Origin of the sequence: Parahaliea mediterranea (assembly GCF_017255185.1) — a bacterium.
In the GTDB taxonomy this organism is placed as follows: Bacteria; Pseudomonadota; Gammaproteobacteria; order Pseudomonadales; family Halieaceae; genus JAFKCZ01.
The window spans coordinates 74,402-92,191 of sequence record NZ_JAFKCZ010000004.1; the positions used below are offsets into that span (position 1 = coordinate 74,402).

A 17,790-nucleotide genomic window follows, 5' to 3' on the forward strand; every position below is an offset into this window, starting at 1 on the left:
CGTGCGGCGGGTGTGTGCGCTACCGCTGCTGCTTTGCCTGCTGTTGCTGGCGGGCTGCGATCGCCGCGAACCGCTGGCGCCGGGACAGGAGCGCCCGGATACCCGCGAGGCGGCGATCACCGGGCAGATGGTCGAGGCCATCGAGGCGATCAGCCTGGCGCGCGACCCCGGGGGCACCCTGCACCGTTTCAACCAGGTCAAGGGCCTGGCCTGCCTGGAGGCGACGTTCTCGGTGCCGCCGGACCTGCCGCCGCAGCGGGCCCGGGGCCTGTTCGCGCGGCCCGGGGACTACCCGGCCACCCTGCGCCTGGCTCGCGCCAGCGAGTGGGACGATCGCGACAAGGACTTCCACGGTCTTTCCCTGAAGGTGCGTGGCGTGGCCGGGGATCCCCTTTGGGGCCGCCCCGGGGAGCAGGATTTCCTGCTCAATAGCCATCCGGCACTGTTTGCCGCCAATCCCGGCGATTTCCTGGATTTTATTCGTGCCACCCGGGATGGCGCGATTTGGCGCTACCTGGCCAATCCGAGCCACTGGTACTCCCTGCCGATCCTGCTGCGGGGCCGACAGGTCATCGACAATCCTCTGGCCATCACTTACTGGAGCACCACGCCCTATCGGTTTGGGGACGAAGGCACGGCGGTGAAGTATTCCGTTCGGCCCTGTGACGGTGTCCAGTTTGCCGCGGGTGCGCGGGACCAGGCGGATTTTCTCGCCGACGCCGTCGCCCAGACCCTGGCGGATGGGCCGGCGTGCCTGCGGTTTATGGTGCAGTTCCAGGGGGACCCGCGGGCGATGCCGGTGGAAAACGCGTCGGTGACCTGGCCCGAGGAGGCCTCGCCCTTCCTGCCGGTGGCCGAGCTGCGTATCCCGCCGCAGGATTTTCGCGCCCCCGCGCGGCGGTCGGCCTGCGAGGCGATGGCCTTCAATCCCTGGCAGAGCTTGCCGGAACACCGCCCGTTGGGTGGCATCAACCGGGTGCGTAAGGCGGTGTATGCGGAGCTGGCGCGCTTTCGGGCGGCCACCAATGCGCGCCGCGGCAAGGGTGAAAACTAGGCGGCAGCGCAACGCCACGACGGGACATCGACGCGCTCAACAGGGAGAACGCCATGCACGCGCAAATCGGCAAGTGGCTGGAGATGGACCGGGCGGAGCTGGACGCGGTGTACTGCCGCGCGGACGCGGGCTCGATTCCCCGTGGCGACACCCGGGGCACGGCCATTGTCGCCGGCAGCCTGCTGGCGCGCTGCTATGCCCGCTTCGCGCGCCTGTTCGCCTGGCAGGGCAAGGTCTTTGACCTGTTCCCGCCGGACTACGACAAGGGCATCCTGGTCAACAAGATCACCCCCTTCGGCCTGACTTTCATCGTGGCCAAGGTCTATCGTGACGCGAGCTGGATGGACGGGCGCGAAACCATTGTCATCGACTATTCGAAAACCAGTTTTTTTGCCCGCTATATTCGCGACGAGATTCGAGAGGTGGAGCCCGGCGTGTACCTGGGCAAGGTGTGGTGGGGGCGCACGCGAATTCTGGATTTCGCCCTGAGTCGCGTGGACTGACCCGGTCGTGACGCCGCAGGATACCTTCATGATCACCGCCCCGGTCGACGAGCGACGGCTCGACGCCCTGCGCGAACTGCTGGCGGGTATGAATCGGGCGCCGGGGCTGGCGGACCCGCGCAATACCCTGGTGCCGTTTTACCAATTCGGCACGCTGCACGTGGCGCGCCTGGTGATTATCGAGGCGCTGACCAACGACGATATCCGCGCCCACGGCGAGGAGCCGCGCCCCTGGCCGCCGACCCTGGCCTTCCTCGGTGACGTGGACGGCGACGGCGAGTGGTTCCTGGCGGAACTGGCGGTGCGCGCCGGGGAAGGGCTGACACGGATCTTCGACCACTGCGTCGATTTTTCCGCAGGGCACAGCGACCTGCTCGCGTGGATGCGCGACCACAACCGGCGTCCGGCGGCCAATTACGTCAACTGGCGGGGGCGTACCCTGCGCCAGGTGCGCGAGGAGGCGGCGCTGGTGGAGCGCTTGCGGGCCCACCTGCGCAGCCCGGAGCTGGTCGCCATGCGCGGCCACCCGCTTGCCCAGCACGCCGCGCTGAAAGCCCGGGTGGACATCGCCGTGGCCGAGGGGAAGCTGCGGCTCAGCGAGCCGGAGCCCACGCCCGCGCCCTGGTGGTTGGCCAACATCCTTCACCTGCTGGCCTGGCCCCTGGTGCTGTTGCTGCTGTCGCCGCTGCTGGTGCTGGCGGCGCCGGTTTACCTGTGGCGGTTGCGGCGCCTGGAGCGCGCCGATCCGGAGAATCGCGAGCGGCCGGGGCGGGCGCACCTGGCGCGTCTGGCGGAGCAGGAAGACCTGGACGTGAGCAACCAGTTCAATGTGTTCGGCCAGGTCAAGCCCGGTCGCTTTCGCCGCCTTACCATCCGTGTGCTGCTGGGCCTGCTGGACTACTCGGCCCGGCACGTGTATCGCCGCGGCTACCTCACAAGGGTGCAGACCATCCATTTCGCGCGTTGGGTACTGCTGGATGGGGGGCGCCGGGTCTACTTCGCCAGCAACTACGACGGCAGCGCCGACAGCTACATGGACGACTTCATCAACAAGGTGGCCTGGGGCCTGAACCTGGTGTTCGGCAACGGCGTGGGCTATCCCCGCTGCCGCTGGCTGGTCCTCGGCGGCGCCAAGCACGAGCAGAAGTACAAGTACACCCTGCGGCGCAACCAGCTGCCCTCGCAGTGCTGGTACAAAGCCTACCCCGGGCTCACCGCGGTTGACCTGGCGCGCAACGCCCAGGTTCGCGCGGGGCTCGCGCTGCGTCGGCCGACTCGCGCGGCGGCCAGCCGCTGGCTGGAACTGCTGTGAACGGCGCGGCCGCCAACCCGGTGGAATACGCCGACATGCAGGGGCTGCTGCGTTTTTCCCACGCCCACCTGGCGGGTTGTCGCCTGCTGTTGCTGCGGGTGCGCGAGCCGCGACAGGCCCGGCGGTGGCTGGCGCGGGTGCCGGTGCTGAGCGCGGAAAAATCTCCCCGCCTGCCGCGGCACGCGGTGCAGCTCGCGCTGACCGCGGCGGGTTTAACGGCCCTGGGCTTGCCGGCGGACGTGCTTGCGGCCTTCCCGGAACCCTTCCTCGGCGGGGTCGCCGGCGACGCCAATCGCAGCCGGCGCCTGGGCGATACCGGCGCCAACGCGCCGCAACACTGGCGCTGGGGGGGCGCCGGACCCGAGGCCCACCTGCTGCTGATGCTGTATGCCGCGCCGGGAGACCTCGACACCTGGGAAAACGAGGTTGTGGGTGAGGGTTTCGATACGGCGTTCGAGGTACTGCACCGGCCCCCGGATTCGCGAATGTCCCGCACCGAGCCCTTCGGTTTTGCCGACGGTGTCAGCCAGCCGGTGGTGGACTGGGGGCAGTCGCTGAAACTTGAGGTGGGCGGTCGCGCGGATTTTCGCCACGACATGGCCCTGGGTGAGCTGGCACTGGGCTACCGCAATGAGTACGGCCTGTTCTGCGACCGCCCGCTGCTGGACCCGCGGCGGTACCCGGGGGCGGATGAACTGGCGCCGGCGGTCGATGCCCCGGGTTTGCACGACCTGGGGCGCAACGGCTCCTACCTGGTGGTGCGCCAGCTGGCCCAGGACGTGGCGGGTTTCTGGCGCTACCTGGAGCAACAGGCCGGCGGTGACGACGCGGGTGCGGAGTCCCTGGCCTGCGCCCTGGTGGGGCGCCGGCGCGACGGCGCGCCACTGCTTCCCGGGGGGCGTCCGGCGCCGGGCGGCATCAACGATTTCGATTATGACGACGACCCCCTGGGCCGCGCCTGCCCGCTGGCCGCCCATGTGCGCCGCGCCAACCCGCGCAGCGGGGACTTTCCGCCGCGGGCCGACGGCCCGCTGTCCCGCCTGCGGGCTACCCTGGGTTTCGGCCGGCGTCATCGCGGCGAGGACCTGGTGGCCTCCACCCGCTTCCATCGCCTGGTGCGCCGTGGCCGGGTCTACGGCGAGGCCCCCGATACCGGGCTGCACTTCATGTGCCTGGGGGCGGATATCGCCCGCCAGTTCGAGTTCGTGCAGGCCGCCTGGATGGCCAGCGCCACCTTTGCCGGCCTGCAGGGCCAGGCGGACCCGCTGCTGGGCAGCCGGGAGCCGCAGCTCGGCGGGCAACCGACCGACAATTTCCACGATACCCGTCCCGGAGCGGAGCCCGCGCGGCTGACTGGATTGCCCCGTTTTGTGACCCTGCGCGGCGCCGGCTATTTTTTCCTGCCGGGCATACGCGCGCTGCGCTTTATCGCTGGCTGCGGGGAATCAGGCAATGGTGCTTGAGTTCATCCACCGGGTCCTGGTCCGCACCCTTGAAGTGGAGCGCCGGCTCGAGCCCTTCTTCCGGCCGGCACTCAATCATGTTTTGCGCGAGCCCAGCGCGGCGCTGTTGCAGTGCTTGATCAACTGGCGCCGGGTCGACGAGGGCCTCGGCCTGGCCGAGGAGCGTATCTACCCCTGGGAGGAGGCGGCCCTGGACGACATCATCGAACTGATGGCGCAGCAGATGCGCGGCCACTTCCAACCGGGTCGGTTCGAGCGCGGCGGCAACACCAAGACTCACGGCCTGGTGCGCGGCACGGTGACGGTGCGCGACGACCTCCCGGCCCACATGCGCCGGGGTATTTTCGCCGAACAGCGCGCCTACCCCGCGTGGATTCGCTTTTCGGGCCCCGGCCCCGACGTGCCCAGGGATATCCAGGATGTGGGCTTCGGCAGCATGGCGATGAAGCTCATGGACGTGCCGGGTCCCAAACTCATGGACGATGAGCAGTTCACCCAGGACATGGCCTGCGTGTGTACACCCACCTTCGTGACCCCGAACAGCCGCTGCAACGCCCGCCTTCAGGACTGGAGCCTGCGGGATATGCCGCTGTACTATTTCTTCGACCCGAGCGACAGCCACGTTCTCGATTTCCTCATGCAGTCCCTGTGGAACGAAACCCAGTACAACCCCCTGGGGCAGCGTTATTTCAGTTGCGTGCCCTACCTGCTGGGGGAGGGGCAGGCGATGATGTACTCTTTCGCACCGCGCACAACCGTCGAGCGGCGCATCCCGGGGGTGCCCTTTGGCAAAGTGCCGGACAACTACCTGCGCGACAACATGGTGAAGACCCTGGCGCACAAAAGCGTGGATTTCGATCTGCTCATCCAGCTGCAGACCGATCCCCATCGCATGCCCATTGAAAACGCCGCGGTGCGCTGGCCGGAGAAGTTGTCGCCGTGGATTCCCGCGGCGCGGATTCACATTCCGCGGCAGGTTTTCGATTCGCCCGCCCAGTTCGCCTTTACCCGGCAACTGACGATCAACCCCTGGCACTGCCTGGCGGAGCACCGCCCCCTGGGTAACCAGAGCCGCGCTCGCCGGCGCATGTACTACGAGTTGTCGCGCTTCCGCCAGCGGATGAACGACACGTATCATGTGGAGCCCACCGGCGACGAGGTCTTCGACGAGTCCATGGCGGCGGGAGGGGAGCAGCGCGACTAATCACAAGGGAGAGCGACAGCGGTATGACGGCGTCGGACAGCGAGCACCAGACATTGCAATTGCCGGGCGGTGGGCGCCTGGTCTATCAAAGCCAGTCCGGGCGCGGCCCCGGGCTGGTGTTCTGCCCCGGGTTCCAGTCGGACATGGGCGGCACCAAGGCCGAGGCCCTGGCCGACTGGTGCCGCCGCAACGACCGGGCCTACACCCGTTTCGACTACCGGGGCCACGGGCTTTCCGGCGGTGACTTCGCCGATTGCACCATCGGCATGTGGCGTGACGATGTGCTGGCGATCCTCGACCAGGTGGCCGGGGGTCCCCAGGTCCTGGTGGGGTCTTCCATGGGCGGTTGGCTGGCCCTGCTCGCGGCACTGGCCCGGCCGCAACGGGTGGCCGGGCTGCTGTTGATCGCCCCGGCCCCCGATTTCACCGAGCGGCTGTACCGCGAGCGCCTCGACGGCGACCAGCTGCGCGCGCTGGAGCGGCAGGGCTACTGCGAAATGGTGTCGGCTTACGATCCCGAGCCCTACATCATCACCCGCAAGCTTGTGGAAGAGGCCCGGTCACACCAGTTGCTGGGCGCCGGGATTGCCATCGACGTACCGGTGCGGGTGATTCACGGCCAGCGCGACGACGCGGTGCCCTGGCAGCTGTCGCTGGACTTGCTGGACAGGCTGCGTGCGACGGATGTGGAGTTGCAGCTGGTGAAGGCCGGCGACCACCGGCTGTCGGAGCCCGCCGACCTGCGCCGCCTGTCGCGCACCCTGGAGGCCCTGTTCGAGGAGTCGATCAAGGCCTAGCCACGGCGAGCCGCCAGGCAGGCATCCACCAGCCGCGCCCCGAGGCGCGCGGTGCGCCCGTCGGGGTCCAGGGGCGGGGACAGCTCGGCCACGTCGGCCATCAGCCAGCGCACGTCGAGCCGGCGGCACAGGCGGCCGATTTGCGACAGGGTGCGCAGCACCCAGCCCGGGTCGACGCCGGGGGCCGCGGGGGCGCTGACACCCGGCGCGTGGGCCGGCGGAAAGACATCCAGGCAAATGGTCACGTAGAGGGCGTCCAACTGTGCCAGGAAGCGCTCCAGTGGCCGGGTGGCGCACTCGCCGCGGCAGTCGAGATCGCCCAGGTAGTGCGCCCCCAGCTGCTCCGCCCGGCGGTACAGCGCCGCGGTGTTGGCGGTGGGCGCCACCCCGAGGCAGAAGTAGTCGAAGGGCTGGCCGCGGTTTTCGCAGTCCCTGGCCGCCTGGTAGAAGGGGGTGCCGGAGCTGGGGTCGGGGGCGGGCAGGCGCAGGTCGAAATGGGCGTCGAAGTTGACGATGCCCAGGCGCTGGCCGGCGCCGGCCCCGTCGAGATGGCGGCGACAACCCTGGTAGCTGGCCCAGCCGATTTCGTGACCGCCCCCCAGGCCGACGACGAAGTGCCCCGCGTCGAGGTGTTGCGCGGCGCGCGCGGCGTAGGCGGACTGGCCCGTCGCCAGGTCGTCGTCGACCGGGATATCGCCGGCGTCGAACAGCGGCAGCTCGTGGTGCCAGGCCATGTTGGCCAGGGCCGCGCGCAGCGCCCGCGGCCCCCCGGCGGCGCCCGGGCGCCCCTTGTTCAGGCGCACCCCCCGGTCCGAGGCCAGTCCCAGCAGTGCATTTGCCGGGCCCGGCAGCGGGTGTTGAGGCGCCATTTCGACGACCTGGTGCCAGCGCCGCCCGGCCTCTCCGTCCTCGCTGTCGACGCGTCCGCGCCAGGGAGATGGTTCAGTGATCATGCTGTAGCACTCCGCCCTGGAACAGGGCGCCGGGGCGGTGGTAGTTCAGGCCGTAGCTCAGCTCCGCGGGGCTGTCGATGTCCCACAGGGCGAGGTCGGCCCGCTGCCCCGCCACCAGCTGGCCGCGGTCGTCCAGCCCCAGGGCGCGGGCGCCGTTGACGCTGGCGCCGCGCAGGGCCTCCTCGGGAGTGAGGTGGAACAACACGCAGGCCTGGTTCATCGCCGTCAGCAGCGAGGCCATGGGCGAGGTACCCGGGTTCAGGTCCGTGGCCACCGCCATCGGCACGCCGCGTTCGCGCAGGGCGGCGACCGGCGGCAGGCGGGTTTCGTGTAAATAGTAGAAGGCGCCCGGCAGCAATACCGCCACGGTGCCGGCTTCCGCCAGGACGTTGGTATCCGCCGCCGCCAGGTACTCCAGGTGGTCCACCGACAGCGCCCGATGGCGCGCCGCCAGCACCGCGCCCTTGAGGTCGCTGAGCTGTTCGACGTGGCCCTTCACGGGCAGCCCGTGGGCGGCGGCGGCCTCGAATACCCGCTCCGTCTGGGCCGGACTGAAGCCCACGCCCTCGCAGAACACGTCCACCGCGTCGGCCAGGCCCTGCCGGGCCACCTCGGGCAGCATGTCCCGGCACAGCATATCGATATAGGCATCCGCGCCGGGCTCGCGGTACTCCGCCGGCAGGGCGTGGGCGCCGAGAAACGTTGTGCGCACGGTGACCGGCAGATCCTCGCCCAGGCGGCGCGCCACCCGCAGCATTTTCAGCTCGCTCTCCAGGTCCAGGCCGTAGCCGGACTTGATTTCCACCGTGGTCACCCCTTCCTCCAGCAGTCGCAACAGCCGTTGCCTGCCGCTGGTGTAGAGCTCGTCCTCGCCGGCCAGCCGGGTGGCGGCGACGGTGCTGAGGATGCCGCCGCCGGCGCGGGCGATCTCCTCGTAACTCGCGCCGCGCAGGCGCTGTTCAAACTCCGGTGCCCGGCTGCCGCCGTACACCAGGTGGGTATGGCAGTCCACCAGGCCCGGGGTGGCCCAGCGGCCGCGGCCGTCCAGGCGCCGGCGGGCGGCCAGGTCGGGCATGTCGGTGGCCGGACCGGCGTAAATGACGCGATCTCCCGCCAGGGCCACGGCCCCGTCCTCGATGGCGCCGTAGGGGATCTCGCTGTCCGTCAGCGTGGCCAGGCGCAGATTGCCGAGCAGCCAGTCGCACTGCTGTGTCATCGCTTGCTCCCTGTTTGGTGGGTGGGGGAAATGCTATCTTGTATATACAGGTATATACAAGCTAAACTCATGCCTACTGTACTCATCAGGCTAGCCTATGTCGTCACCACAGTACGCCAGAATCAAGGTCGCGTTGCGCCAGCGCATCGAGACCGGGGCGCTGTGCCCGGGAGACCGGGTACCCTCGGAAAACCAGCTGGTGGGTGAGTTCGGGGTAAGCCGTATGACCGCCCGGCGCGCCCTGCTGGAACTGGCGGAGGAGGGCCTGCTGGAGCGCACCCAGGGGCTCGGCACCTTCGTCGCCGACCGCCGGCCGGTGAGTTCGATCACCCAGATCCGCAATATCGCCGAGGAGATCCACCAGCGCGGCCACTGTCACGCCTGCCGCGTGCTGGCGCTGGAAGCCGTGCTGGCCGACGCGACGCTCGCCGCGCGCATGGGCCTGGCGGAGGGCGAACCCCTGTTCCACAGTGTGCTGGTGCACCTGGAGAATGACCAGGCCCTGCAGTACGAGAGCCGCCACGTGGTTGCCCAGCTGGCCCCGGCCTACCTGGAGCAGGATCTGGCCCGCGTCACCCCCAGCGCCTATCTGTCGGCGGTGGCGCCGCTGACCGAGGCGGACCAGACGGTGGAGGCGGTGTTGCCGTCGCCGGCGCAGGCCGAGGCCCTGGATATCGGCCCCGACCAGCCCTGCCTCAAAATCACCCGCCGAACCTTTTCCCATCGCGGCGTGGTTTCCCTGGCGGAGCTGGTGCACCCCGGGGACCGCTACCGGCTCGGCAGCCATATCGACAGCTGACAAACACCCTTCCCAGACAAGCATAAAAGAGGCTTGACCGATGACCCGCAACGACCCTTCCCGTCAGATCAAGGCCGCCACCGGCAGCACCCTGCAGGCCCGCAGCTGGCTGACCGAGGCGCCCCTGCGCATGTTGATGAACAACCTGGACCCGGAGGTGGCGGAGCACCCCGCGAGCCTGGTGGTCTACGGCGGTATCGGCCGCGCGGCCCGCGACTGGGAGAGCTACGACGCCATTGTCGAGGTCCTCAAGCGCCTGGGTGACGACGAAACCCTGTTGATCCAGAGCGGCAAGCCGGTGGGGGTGTTTCCGACCCACCCCGACGCGCCGCGGGTGTTGCTGGCCAATTCCAACCTGGTGCCCCACTGGGCCAACTGGGAGCATTTCAACGAACTCGATCGCAAGGGCCTGATGATGTTCGGGCAGATGACCGCCGGCTCGTGGATCTACATCGGCTCCCAGGGCATCGTGCAGGGCACCTACGAAACCTTCGCCGCGGTGGCCCGACAGCACTTCGGCGGCGAGGCGACGGGGCGCTGGATTCTCACCGGCGGCCTGGGGGGCATGGGCGGCGCCCAGCCCCTGGCGGCGACCATGGCCGGCTACAGCATGCTGGCGGTGGAGGTGGACGAGAGCCGCATCGACTTCCGCCTGCGCACCGGCTACGTGGATAAAAAAGCCACCGACCTGGACCAGGCGCTGGCCATGATCGACACCGCTCGCGAGCGCGGCGAGGCCATCTCGGTCGGCTTGCTGGGCAACGCCGCCGAGGTCTTTCCCGCGCTGGTGGAGCGGGGTGTCACCCCCGACGTGGTCACCGACCAGACCAGCGCCCACGACCCGCTGAACGGCTATCTTCCGGCGGGCTGGACCCTGGCGCAGGCGGTCACGCAACGCGACAGCGACCCCGCCGGCGTGGTGCGGGCCGCCAAGGCCTCGATGGCGGTGCAGGTGCGGGCCATGCTGGCGCTGCAGGCCGCCGGCGCCGCCACCCTGGACTACGGCAACAACATCCGCCAGATGGCGCTGGAGGAGGGGGTCGACAATGCCTTCGACTTTCCCGGTTTCGTGCCGGCCTATATCCGCCCGCTGTTCTGCGAGGGTATCGGGCCCTTCCGCTGGGTGGCGCTGAGCGGCGACCCGGAGGATATCTACCGCACCGACGCCAAGGTTAAAGAACTGATTCCCGACAACCCGCAGCTGCACAACTGGCTGGACATGGCCCGGGAGCGCATCCGCTTCCAGGGCCTGCCGGCACGCATCTGCTGGGTGGGCCTGGAGGACCGCGCGCGCCTGGGCCTGGCCTTCAACGAGATGGTGCGCAAGGGCGAATTGAAGGCGCCCGTGGTGATCGGCCGCGACCATCTGGACTCCGGTTCGGTGGCCTCGCCCAACCGCGAAACCGAGAGCATGCGCGACGGTTCCGACGCGGTATCCGACTGGCCGCTGCTCAACGCGCTGCTCAATACCGCCGGCGGCGCCACCTGGGTCAGCCTGCACCACGGCGGCGGCGTGGGCATGGGTTTCAGCCAGCACGCCGGGGTGGTGATCGTCTGTGACGGCAGCGAGGCCGCCGACCGCCGCCTCGCCCGGGTGCTGCACAACGATCCGGCCACCGGCGTGATGCGCCACGCCGACGCCGGCTACGACATCGCCCTGGACTGCGCCCGCCGCAACCACCTGGATCTGCCCATGATCACCGGAGCGGGGGAGGAGCAGGCATGAGCACGGCAACGCTGACCATTACCCCGGGCGCGCTGACCCTGGCCGAACTGCGCCGGGTGAATCGGGAGCCGCATCATATCGCCCTCGACCCCGCCTGCCACGCGGCGGTCGACGCCGCCGCCGCCACCGTGGCGGAGGTGATCGCCGAGGGCCGCGTGGTCTACGGCATCAATACCGGGTTTGGCCTGCTGGCCAATACCCGTATCCAGCCCGATGAGCTGGAGGAGCTGCAACGCAGTATCGTGCTGTCCCACGCCGCGGGCATGGGCAGTTTCATGGACGAGAGCACCGTGCGCCTGATGATGGTGCTCAAGATCAATTCCCTGGCCCGGGGTTACTCGGGCATCCGCCGCGAGGTGATCGGGCATCTGGCGGCGCTGTTGAACGCGGAAGTCTATCCGGCCATCCCGCGCAAGGGCTCGGTGGGCGCCTCCGGCGACCTGGCGCCCCTGGCGCACATGAGCGCGGTGTTGCTGGGGGAGGGCGAGGCCCTGTACCGCGGCGAGCGCATCACCGCCGACCGCGCCCTGGAGATCGCCGGCCTGGCGCCGGTGCAACTGGCGCCCAAGGAGGGCCTGGCCCTGCTCAACGGCACCCAGGCGTCCACCGCCTACGCCCTGCAGGGGCTGTTCGCCGCCGAGAACGCCCTCAAGTCCGCGGCGGTGATCGGCGCCATGGCGGTTGAGGCGGCCCGGGGCTCCCGGGTGCCTTTCGATGCGCGCATCCACGACATTCGCGGCCACGCCGCCCAGCGCGACATGGCGACCCTGTACCGGGCACTGCTGGAAGCAGAGAGCGAGATCGGCCGCTCCCACGAGGACTGCGAGAAGGTCCAGGACCCGTACTCCCTGCGCTGCCAGCCCCAGGTGATGGGGGCCTGCCTGCAGCAGCTGCGTTTCGCCGCGCAAACCCTGCTGGACGAGGCCAACGGCGTCTCCGACAATCCGCTGGTGTTCAGCGACGGCGGCGATATCATTTCCGGCGGCAACTTCCACGCCGAGCCGGTGGCCATGGCCGCGGACATGTTGGCCATCGCCCTGGCGGAGATCGGGGCGCTGTCCGAGCGGCGCATGGCGCTGCTGATCGACTCCTCCCTCAGCGGCCTGCCGCCCTTCCTGGTGGAGAACGGCGGCGTGAACTCGGGTTTCATGATCGCCCAGGTGACGGCGGCGGCACTGGCCAGCGAGAACAAGACCCTGGCTCACCCGGCCTCCATCGACTCGCTGCCCACCTCCGCCAACCAGGAAGACCACGTGTCGATGGCGACCTTCGCCGGCCGCCGCCTGCTGGATATCTTCGAGAATGTCTCGGGTATCCTCGCGGTGGAGTGGCTGGCGGCGGCCCAGGGCCTCGATTTCCGCCGCCCCCTGCGCCCCAGCGCGCCGCTCGACGCGGCCCGGGCCCTGCTGCGGGAGGCGGTGCCCTTCTACGACAAGGACCGCTACTTCGCCCCGGATATCGAGGCCGCCCGGGACCTGCTTGCTCGAGGTATGCTGGCGAGAACGGTGGCGGAGGACCTGCTCGGTTTTTGACCGGGGTTTGAATGCTGGCGCCAGACTTGGCATCCTGTACCCTCGTAGGCAGCCACGTGCTGCTATCGTGGCCTGAATTTGCCCCGGCAGGGTGTGCATTTGCCTGTCTGGGTTCCACGAGCGTTGTAGCGGTACTTCCCCCGACGCCCCCGCCGGAGCACAGGACCCCGGCGCCACCATCCGCGGGCGTTGCCGTGGCATTGATGCCAAATGTCATCGCTTTTCCGTTATAGTACGCACCCGCTGACCGCACCCGCTACGGGTTCTGCCAATGACAACACAGGAGTTCTGATCCATGGCTATTACACTTCCCGATCTCCCCTATGCGATGAACGCACTGGAGCCGCATATTTCCCAGGAGACTTTGGAATACCACTACGGCAAGCACCACGCCACCTATGTCGACAAGCTGGGCCCGCTGATCGAGGGCACCGACCTGCAGGATGCCGACCTGGAAACCATCGTCAAGAAATCATCCGGCGGCACGTTCAACAACGCGGCGCAAATCTGGAACCACACCTTCTACTGGCACTGCCTGAGCCCCAACGGCGGCGGCGAGGCCACCGGCGCGGTGGCGGAGAAGATCAACGCGGCTTTCGGTTCCTTTGACAAGTTCAAGGAAGAGTTCAACGCCAGCGCGGTGGGCAACTTCGGTTCCGGCTGGACCTGGCTGGTGCTGAACGCTGACGGTTCGGTGGCGATCGTGAATACCGATGACGCGGATACTCCGCTGACCGGTGACGCGAAGCCGCTGCTGACAGTGGATGTGTGGGAACACGCCTACTACATCGATTATCGCAATGCCCGTCCGAAGTACCTGGAGGCTTTCTGGGCCCTGGTGAACTGGGACTTCGTCAATGAGAATCTCTCTGCCTGATAGTTTAGGCTGAGTGCATCGGGAACGCCCGGCTCGGTTTGAGTCGGGCGTTTTTGTTTGTGGACTTGCCACATCGCTGGGTTGCTACTTCGTGGGGGGCGGCCTTGCGGCCGCTGCGTCGCTCCGGCGCAGGCCAGGTGCTTTTCGGCCCTCTGCTCCGGGGCATGCGGTGCGTCTGCCATTTTTCTTCTTAATGTGGCGAGTTGCTCCTGACTTCGAATGGCCTGATTGCCGACCAGGGCTGAAAGGGCTTCGTAACTTCACTAGTTCGCTGGAGGATGCTGCAGCCGCGTTGCCGCTAAGCGGATGTGGTGTTCGCACCGACCCCTGCGCGCCGGGCCAAAAAGACCTGACCTACCCCGGATCAACGCGGGGTGCCAATCGGTGGGTGAGGGTGCAAATGTCCGGTCTGGGGTTGGTCGAATGAATTCGACCCTACAGGGGGTGCGCCGTCTGCCCTTGTAGGGCGGAATTCATTCCGCCGCTTTTCGGTCGAGTAAATTCGACCCTACAGGGGGGCACCTGCCCTTGTAGGGCGGAATTCATTCCGCCGCTTTTCGGTCGAGTATATTCGACCCTACAGGGGGGGGCTGCCCTGTGTAGGGCGGACAGCGGGCCCCTCTTTTCGGGTCATTCATTCCGCCGCTTTTCGGTCGAATGAATTCGACCCTACACGGGATGTAGCGAAATTTGCATTGAACGCATCGTCAACGCCCCCGCGTTGGGACGCGGTGGGTGGTGCCTCTTTTGTGCAGCGCAGGGGAGTCGGTGCGAGTGCCGCATCGATTTAGTGGCAACGCGACCGCGGCACCCTCCAGCGGACTACCGAGGTTACGAAGCCCTAAAGCCATGCCCGGCAATCAGGCCATTCGAAGTTAGGAGCAACTCGCCACATTAAGAAGTAAGGAGGCAGACGCGCCGCATGCTCCCCGTAGCGGAACAAAAGAGGCACCGCCTGCCGGGGCACGACGCAGCGGCCGCAGGCCGCCTCCCTGGAAGATGACAGCAACATAGCCTGGTCTTGTGCCGCATGCTCCCCGTAGAGGAACAAAAGAGGTACCGCCTGCCGGGGCACGACGCAGCGGCCACCAGGCCGCCTCCAGAAAGTCGCAAAACAGAAACTGGCGCGAAGGAATGTAAGCTTCTTCTAATCTCCCCGACCAAATTGCAATAAAAAAAGCGCGAAATGGGAATAATTCGCCAAGCTTTACGTTTGTATATATACCAATCGGGTTTATAGTTAAGCCACTGGATCAAAAACAGGTCGTTCCATGAACCGCACACAACATCACATTCACGCACAGTATTGTTGGCAGTATTCGCTGTCGGCGGACCTGTGCCTGTGTGCCGGTGGTGAAACCCGTGTGATTACCGCGTTTACAAAACGCATGCGCCCGGTGAGCAGCCAGAAACCCGTGAACACCTGACCCAAGCTTAAGGCAAAGGAAGGTGTGACGCCTTCCTCCCCCAAAAAACCCGGAAGGCGTCCCCTCCCGGGTTTTTTTATGTCCATGGAAGGGCCGGGCCGCGCAGGCGGTATGTCGCGGGAGGCATGGATGCCGGCGGTCCGGCGGTCCGGCGGTCCTGCGTCCCTGCGTCCCGGAGCGACGGTCCGGCAAATAAAACAATCAACAAACGGATAGGGAGGAAACAACAATGAACCTTTTAAAGTGGCGGCAGTTGCAGGGCTTCCCGCCACTGGTGTGGATCATCCTGCTGGGCAGCTTCTTCGGGCGCGGCACCTACTTCATGGTGTGGCCGTTCCTGGCGATCCTGCTGTACGAGCGGTTTGACCTCGGGGCCGCCGAGATCGGCTTGATCCTCAGCGCCTCGGCGGTGGGTGCCGCGCTGCTCGGGTTTTACGTGGGTGCGCTGTCGGATCGCTGCGGGCGGCGCTCGATCCTGTTGCTGGGGACCGCCATCAGCTGCCTCGCCTTCGCCCTGTTGGCCGTGGCCGAGAGCCTGTCCGCCTTCGTGGTGGCGATGAGCCTGTGCTCGGTGGGCCGGGCGGTGTGGGAGCCGCCAGCCAGCGCCCTGATCGGCGATCTCATTCCCGGCCGGCAGGCGCGGGAACTGGCGCTGCAGCTGCGCTATTTCCTGATCAACGCGGGGGCGGCGCTGGGACCGATGATCGGCGTGTGGGCCGGGCTCAGCGCGCAACAGGAGACGTTCGGGCTGACTGCCCTGAGCTACCTGCTGCTCAACCTGGCGTTTATCTGGGGCTTCGCGCACACCGTGAGCGGACGCATCGCGCGGCAGCGGCGTAACCGCAGCGCCCGTTTCCGCGACACCCTGCGGGTACTGGGGCGCGATCACATGTTCCTGGTGGTGATCCTGGCCAACGTGCTGGCTTTCTTCATCTTTGCCCAGGCGGATTCCAGCCTGGTGCAGTACCTGACCCGGGCGGAAGCGCCGGATCTGGTGGCGCTGATCTCGAGCATTATCCTGGTCAACGCGGTGACGGTGATGGTGTTGCAGTTTCCCTTGCTGTCGCTGCTGGGGCCGCTGCCGGTGACCCAGCGGGTGCTGATCGGCCTGGCCATCCTGGCGCTGGGACAACTGTGGTGCGCGCTGAACCCGGTGGATTGGTACGCAGGCTGGCTGGGGGCGATCTTCGTGGTGAGTGTGGCGGAGGCGATCCTGTTCCCCACCATGAGCGTGCAGGTCGACCAGATGGCGCCGGACCACCTGCGCGGCAGCTACTTCGGCGCCTCGTCGTTTTACGCCCTGGGCTGGGCACTGGCGCCGCTGGCGGGCGGGCTGATTCTGGAGTGGGGTAGCGGGCCGGTACTGTACGCGGTGATGTTCGTGCTCTGCGGCGCGGTGGGCTTGCTGTACGCCCTGTCCACCCGGCTGTCGCGGCCCGACTGGTCGTCGGTGCGACAGGAGCCCGAGTGCCTGCCGGGGGCGGTCACGTCTTGAACCAGTTCCGAGGTGGCGGCGGTTGTTGTCGTCGCCTCGGATTTGGCCTGTTGGTGGCGTCCTTTGTTACTATTGCGTCACTGTTCTGTGGGGCCGGATGGAACCGACCGTTGGTCGAATGAATTCGACCCTACATCGCCGAGCAATCCGACAAGAGGTAAGTACCATGGGATTTGCACTGTCCGATATCACGCTAACCAGCGCCGCCTTCGACCATGGCGGCGCGATTCCCACCAAATACACCGGCGAGGGTGAAGACCTGTCCCCGGCGATGTCGTGGGACAAGGTGCCCGAGGGCACGCGCTCCTTCGCCGTGTTCTGCCACGACCCCGACGCGCCGCTGGTCTCCGGGCGCGGCACCTACGGCTTTGTTCACTGGGTGCTCTACAACATTCCCGAGTCGGTGCGTCAGCTGGAGGAAGGGGTGGGCGACTACGCCCGCGGCAAGAACGACTTCGGCAATATCGGCTACGGCGGCCCGATGCCCCCGCCCGGGCACGGCCGGCACCAGTACTATTTCTGGGTGCTGGCCCTGGACGTGGAGCCCAACCTGCAGGACGGGCTGGAATTGCCCGAGCTGCTGGAAAAGGTGGAGCCCCACATCCTGGGAATGAACCGGCTGGTGGGAACCTATCAGCGGGACTGAGTCGGCATCACACCAGCTTCGCCGAATGCGCCCCGTCCACCGCCAGCACGGTGCCGTTGACGAAGCTGCCCGCGTCGCTGGCCAGTAGCAGTACAGGCCCCACCAGCTCTTCCACTTTCCCCAGCCGCCTGGCCGGCATCTGCTCGATGTAGGCCTTGCCGGCGGGCGCGTCGAAGAAGTCGGCGTTGATCTCGGTCCTGAACCAGCCGGGGGCGATGGCGTTGACGCGGATGTTGTGCTTCATCAGGTCCAGGGACAGGCTCTTGGTGAGGTGGATGACCGCTGCCTTGGAGGCGCAGTAGGCGGTCTGGCCGGGGTGGGCGCCGAGGCCGAGCACGGAGCCGATAATGATGATGCTGCCGGGCCGCTTGGCCGCGACCAGGCGCCGGGCGCCCTCCTGGGCCACGTGCCACACGCCGCGGAAGTTGGTGTTCATCACAAAATCCAGCGACTCGTCGTCGATCTTGAGAAAGCCCTTGGGGTCGGCGACGCCGGCGTTGTTGATGATAATGTCGATGGCGCCCAGTGCCTGCTCGGCGCGCTCGAAGGCGGCGGCGACGCTGGCCTTGTCGGTGACATCCATCGACACCGCGAGGGCGCTGCCGCCCCCGGCCTCAATCTCTCCGACTAAAGCTTCCAGGCGCTCGGCGCGGCGCGCCGCGACCACCACGGTGGCCCCGGCCTGGGCCAGGCCCTTGGCCAGGGTGTGGCCGATGCCGCTGGAGGCGCCGGTGATAAGGGCGGCGTGGCCCTGTAGTGAAAACTGTTCCAGGCTATTCACGATGG

The 17,790-nt window shown here is 67.5% G+C and carries 15 protein-coding genes; 12 read left to right on the plus strand and 3 right to left on the minus strand.

The window, feature by feature from the left end; translation table 11 throughout:
* Position 1: 1 nt before the first annotated feature.
* The 6 genes from JYP50_RS05215 to JYP50_RS05240 are packed head-to-tail and all read left to right on the plus strand — an operon-like array spanning position 2 to position 6,333.
* Complete coding sequence (locus tag JYP50_RS05215; protein ID WP_206559427.1) at positions 2-1,054, plus strand: catalase family protein; 1,053 nt, start codon at positions 2-4, stop codon at positions 1,052-1,054.
* Positions 1,055-1,107: 53 nt separating this feature from the next.
* Positions 1,108-1,557, plus strand: coding sequence for a hypothetical protein (locus tag JYP50_RS05220; protein WP_206559428.1), 450 nt, complete (start codon positions 1,108-1,110; stop codon positions 1,555-1,557).
* A 28-nt stretch (positions 1,558-1,585) separates the two neighbouring features.
* Positions 1,586-2,869, plus strand: coding sequence for a hypothetical protein (locus tag JYP50_RS05225; protein WP_206559429.1), 1,284 nt, complete (start codon positions 1,586-1,588; stop codon positions 2,867-2,869).
* Entirely contained in the window at positions 2,866-4,332 is a 1,467-nt protein-coding gene (locus JYP50_RS05230; protein WP_206559430.1) for a Dyp-type peroxidase, read from the plus strand. The genes JYP50_RS05225 and JYP50_RS05230 overlap by 4 nt, the downstream gene beginning before the upstream one ends.
* Positions 4,322-5,536, plus strand: a complete 1,215-nt coding sequence (locus tag JYP50_RS05235; RefSeq protein WP_206559431.1) for a catalase family protein — start codon at positions 4,322-4,324, stop codon at positions 5,534-5,536. The genes JYP50_RS05230 and JYP50_RS05235 overlap by 11 nt, the downstream gene beginning before the upstream one ends.
* A gap of 23 nt (positions 5,537-5,559) precedes the next feature.
* Positions 5,560-6,333 (plus strand): alpha/beta hydrolase, encoded by a 774-nt coding sequence (locus JYP50_RS05240; RefSeq protein WP_206559432.1) that lies wholly within the window; start codon positions 5,560-5,562, stop codon positions 6,331-6,333.
* On the opposite strand, the gene hutG is transcribed toward JYP50_RS05240, so the two are convergent.
* Both hutG and hutI read right to left on the minus strand, forming a co-directional pair.
* Complete coding sequence (gene hutG, locus JYP50_RS05245) at positions 6,330-7,286, minus strand: formimidoylglutamase (RefSeq protein ID WP_206559433.1); 957 nt, start codon at positions 7,284-7,286, stop codon at positions 6,330-6,332. The genes JYP50_RS05240 and hutG overlap by 4 nt on opposite strands.
* Positions 7,276-8,502, minus strand: coding sequence for an imidazolonepropionase (gene hutI, locus JYP50_RS05250; protein ID WP_206559434.1), 1,227 nt, complete (start codon positions 8,500-8,502; stop codon positions 7,276-7,278). Before hutI ends, hutG begins: the two co-directional genes overlap by 11 nt.
* A 97-nt stretch (positions 8,503-8,599) precedes the next feature.
* Here hutI and hutC point away from each other — a divergent pair, with 97 nt between their 5' ends.
* The 6 genes from hutC (at position 8,600) to JYP50_RS05280 (ending at position 17,004) form a co-directional block, all read left to right on the plus strand.
* Positions 8,600-9,301, plus strand: coding sequence for a histidine utilization repressor (gene hutC, locus JYP50_RS05255; RefSeq protein WP_206559435.1), 702 nt, complete (start codon positions 8,600-8,602; stop codon positions 9,299-9,301).
* A 40-nt stretch (positions 9,302-9,341) separates the two neighbouring features.
* Complete coding sequence (hutU, locus tag JYP50_RS05260; RefSeq protein WP_206559436.1) at positions 9,342-11,027, plus strand: urocanate hydratase; 1,686 nt, start codon at positions 9,342-9,344, stop codon at positions 11,025-11,027.
* Positions 11,024-12,559, plus strand: a complete 1,536-nt coding sequence (gene hutH, locus JYP50_RS05265; RefSeq protein ID WP_206559437.1) for a histidine ammonia-lyase — start codon at positions 11,024-11,026, stop codon at positions 12,557-12,559. The genes hutU and hutH overlap by 4 nt, the downstream gene beginning before the upstream one ends.
* 295 nt (positions 12,560-12,854) lie before the next feature.
* Positions 12,855-13,436 carry a superoxide dismutase gene (locus JYP50_RS05270; protein WP_206559438.1) on the plus strand — a complete coding sequence of 194 codons (582 nt, stop codon included), beginning with the start codon at positions 12,855-12,857 and terminating at the stop codon, positions 13,434-13,436.
* 1,656 nt (positions 13,437-15,092) lie between these two features.
* Complete coding sequence (locus JYP50_RS05275) at positions 15,093-16,358, plus strand: MDR family MFS transporter (RefSeq protein ID WP_206559439.1); 1,266 nt, start codon at positions 15,093-15,095, stop codon at positions 16,356-16,358.
* A gap of 166 nt (positions 16,359-16,524) precedes the next feature.
* The gene (locus JYP50_RS05280; protein WP_206559440.1) at positions 16,525-17,004 is read left to right on the plus strand and encodes a YbhB/YbcL family Raf kinase inhibitor-like protein; all 480 of its coding nucleotides are present in this window, start codon (positions 16,525-16,527) and stop codon (positions 17,002-17,004) included.
* Positions 17,005-17,011: 7 nt separating this feature from the next.
* On the opposite strand, the gene JYP50_RS05285 is transcribed toward JYP50_RS05280, so the two are convergent.
* On the minus strand, positions 17,012-17,785 hold the full coding sequence (locus JYP50_RS05285) for an SDR family NAD(P)-dependent oxidoreductase (protein ID WP_347136725.1): 774 nt from the start codon (positions 17,783-17,785) through the stop codon (positions 17,012-17,014).
* Positions 17,786-17,790: the final 5 nt, after the last annotated feature.

Coding starts and splice junctions, on each gene's coding strand:
- JYP50_RS05220 (WP_206559428.1), top strand. CDS start 1,108: ATGCACGCGCAAATCGGCAAGTGGCTGGAGATGGACCGGGCGGAGCTG.
- JYP50_RS05225 (WP_206559429.1), top strand. CDS start 1,586: ATGATCACCGCCCCGGTCGACGAGCGACGGCTCGACGCCCTGCGCGAA.
- JYP50_RS05235 (WP_206559431.1), top strand. CDS start 4,322: ATGGTGCTTGAGTTCATCCACCGGGTCCTGGTCCGCACCCTTGAAGTG.
- JYP50_RS05240 (WP_206559432.1), top strand. CDS start 5,560: ATGACGGCGTCGGACAGCGAGCACCAGACATTGCAATTGCCGGGCGGT.
- hutG (WP_206559433.1), bottom strand. CDS start 7,286: ATGATCACTGAACCATCTCCCTGGCGCGGACGCGTCGACAGCGAGGAC.
- hutI (WP_206559434.1), bottom strand. CDS start 8,502: ATGACACAGCAGTGCGACTGGCTGCTCGGCAATCTGCGCCTGGCCACG.
- hutC (WP_206559435.1), top strand. CDS start 8,600: ATGTCGTCACCACAGTACGCCAGAATCAAGGTCGCGTTGCGCCAGCGC.
- hutU (WP_206559436.1), top strand. CDS start 9,342: ATGACCCGCAACGACCCTTCCCGTCAGATCAAGGCCGCCACCGGCAGC.
- hutH (WP_206559437.1), top strand. CDS start 11,024: ATGAGCACGGCAACGCTGACCATTACCCCGGGCGCGCTGACCCTGGCC.
- JYP50_RS05270 (WP_206559438.1), top strand. CDS start 12,855: ATGGCTATTACACTTCCCGATCTCCCCTATGCGATGAACGCACTGGAG.
- JYP50_RS05275 (WP_206559439.1), top strand. CDS start 15,093: ATGAACCTTTTAAAGTGGCGGCAGTTGCAGGGCTTCCCGCCACTGGTG.
- JYP50_RS05280 (WP_206559440.1), top strand. CDS start 16,525: ATGGGATTTGCACTGTCCGATATCACGCTAACCAGCGCCGCCTTCGAC.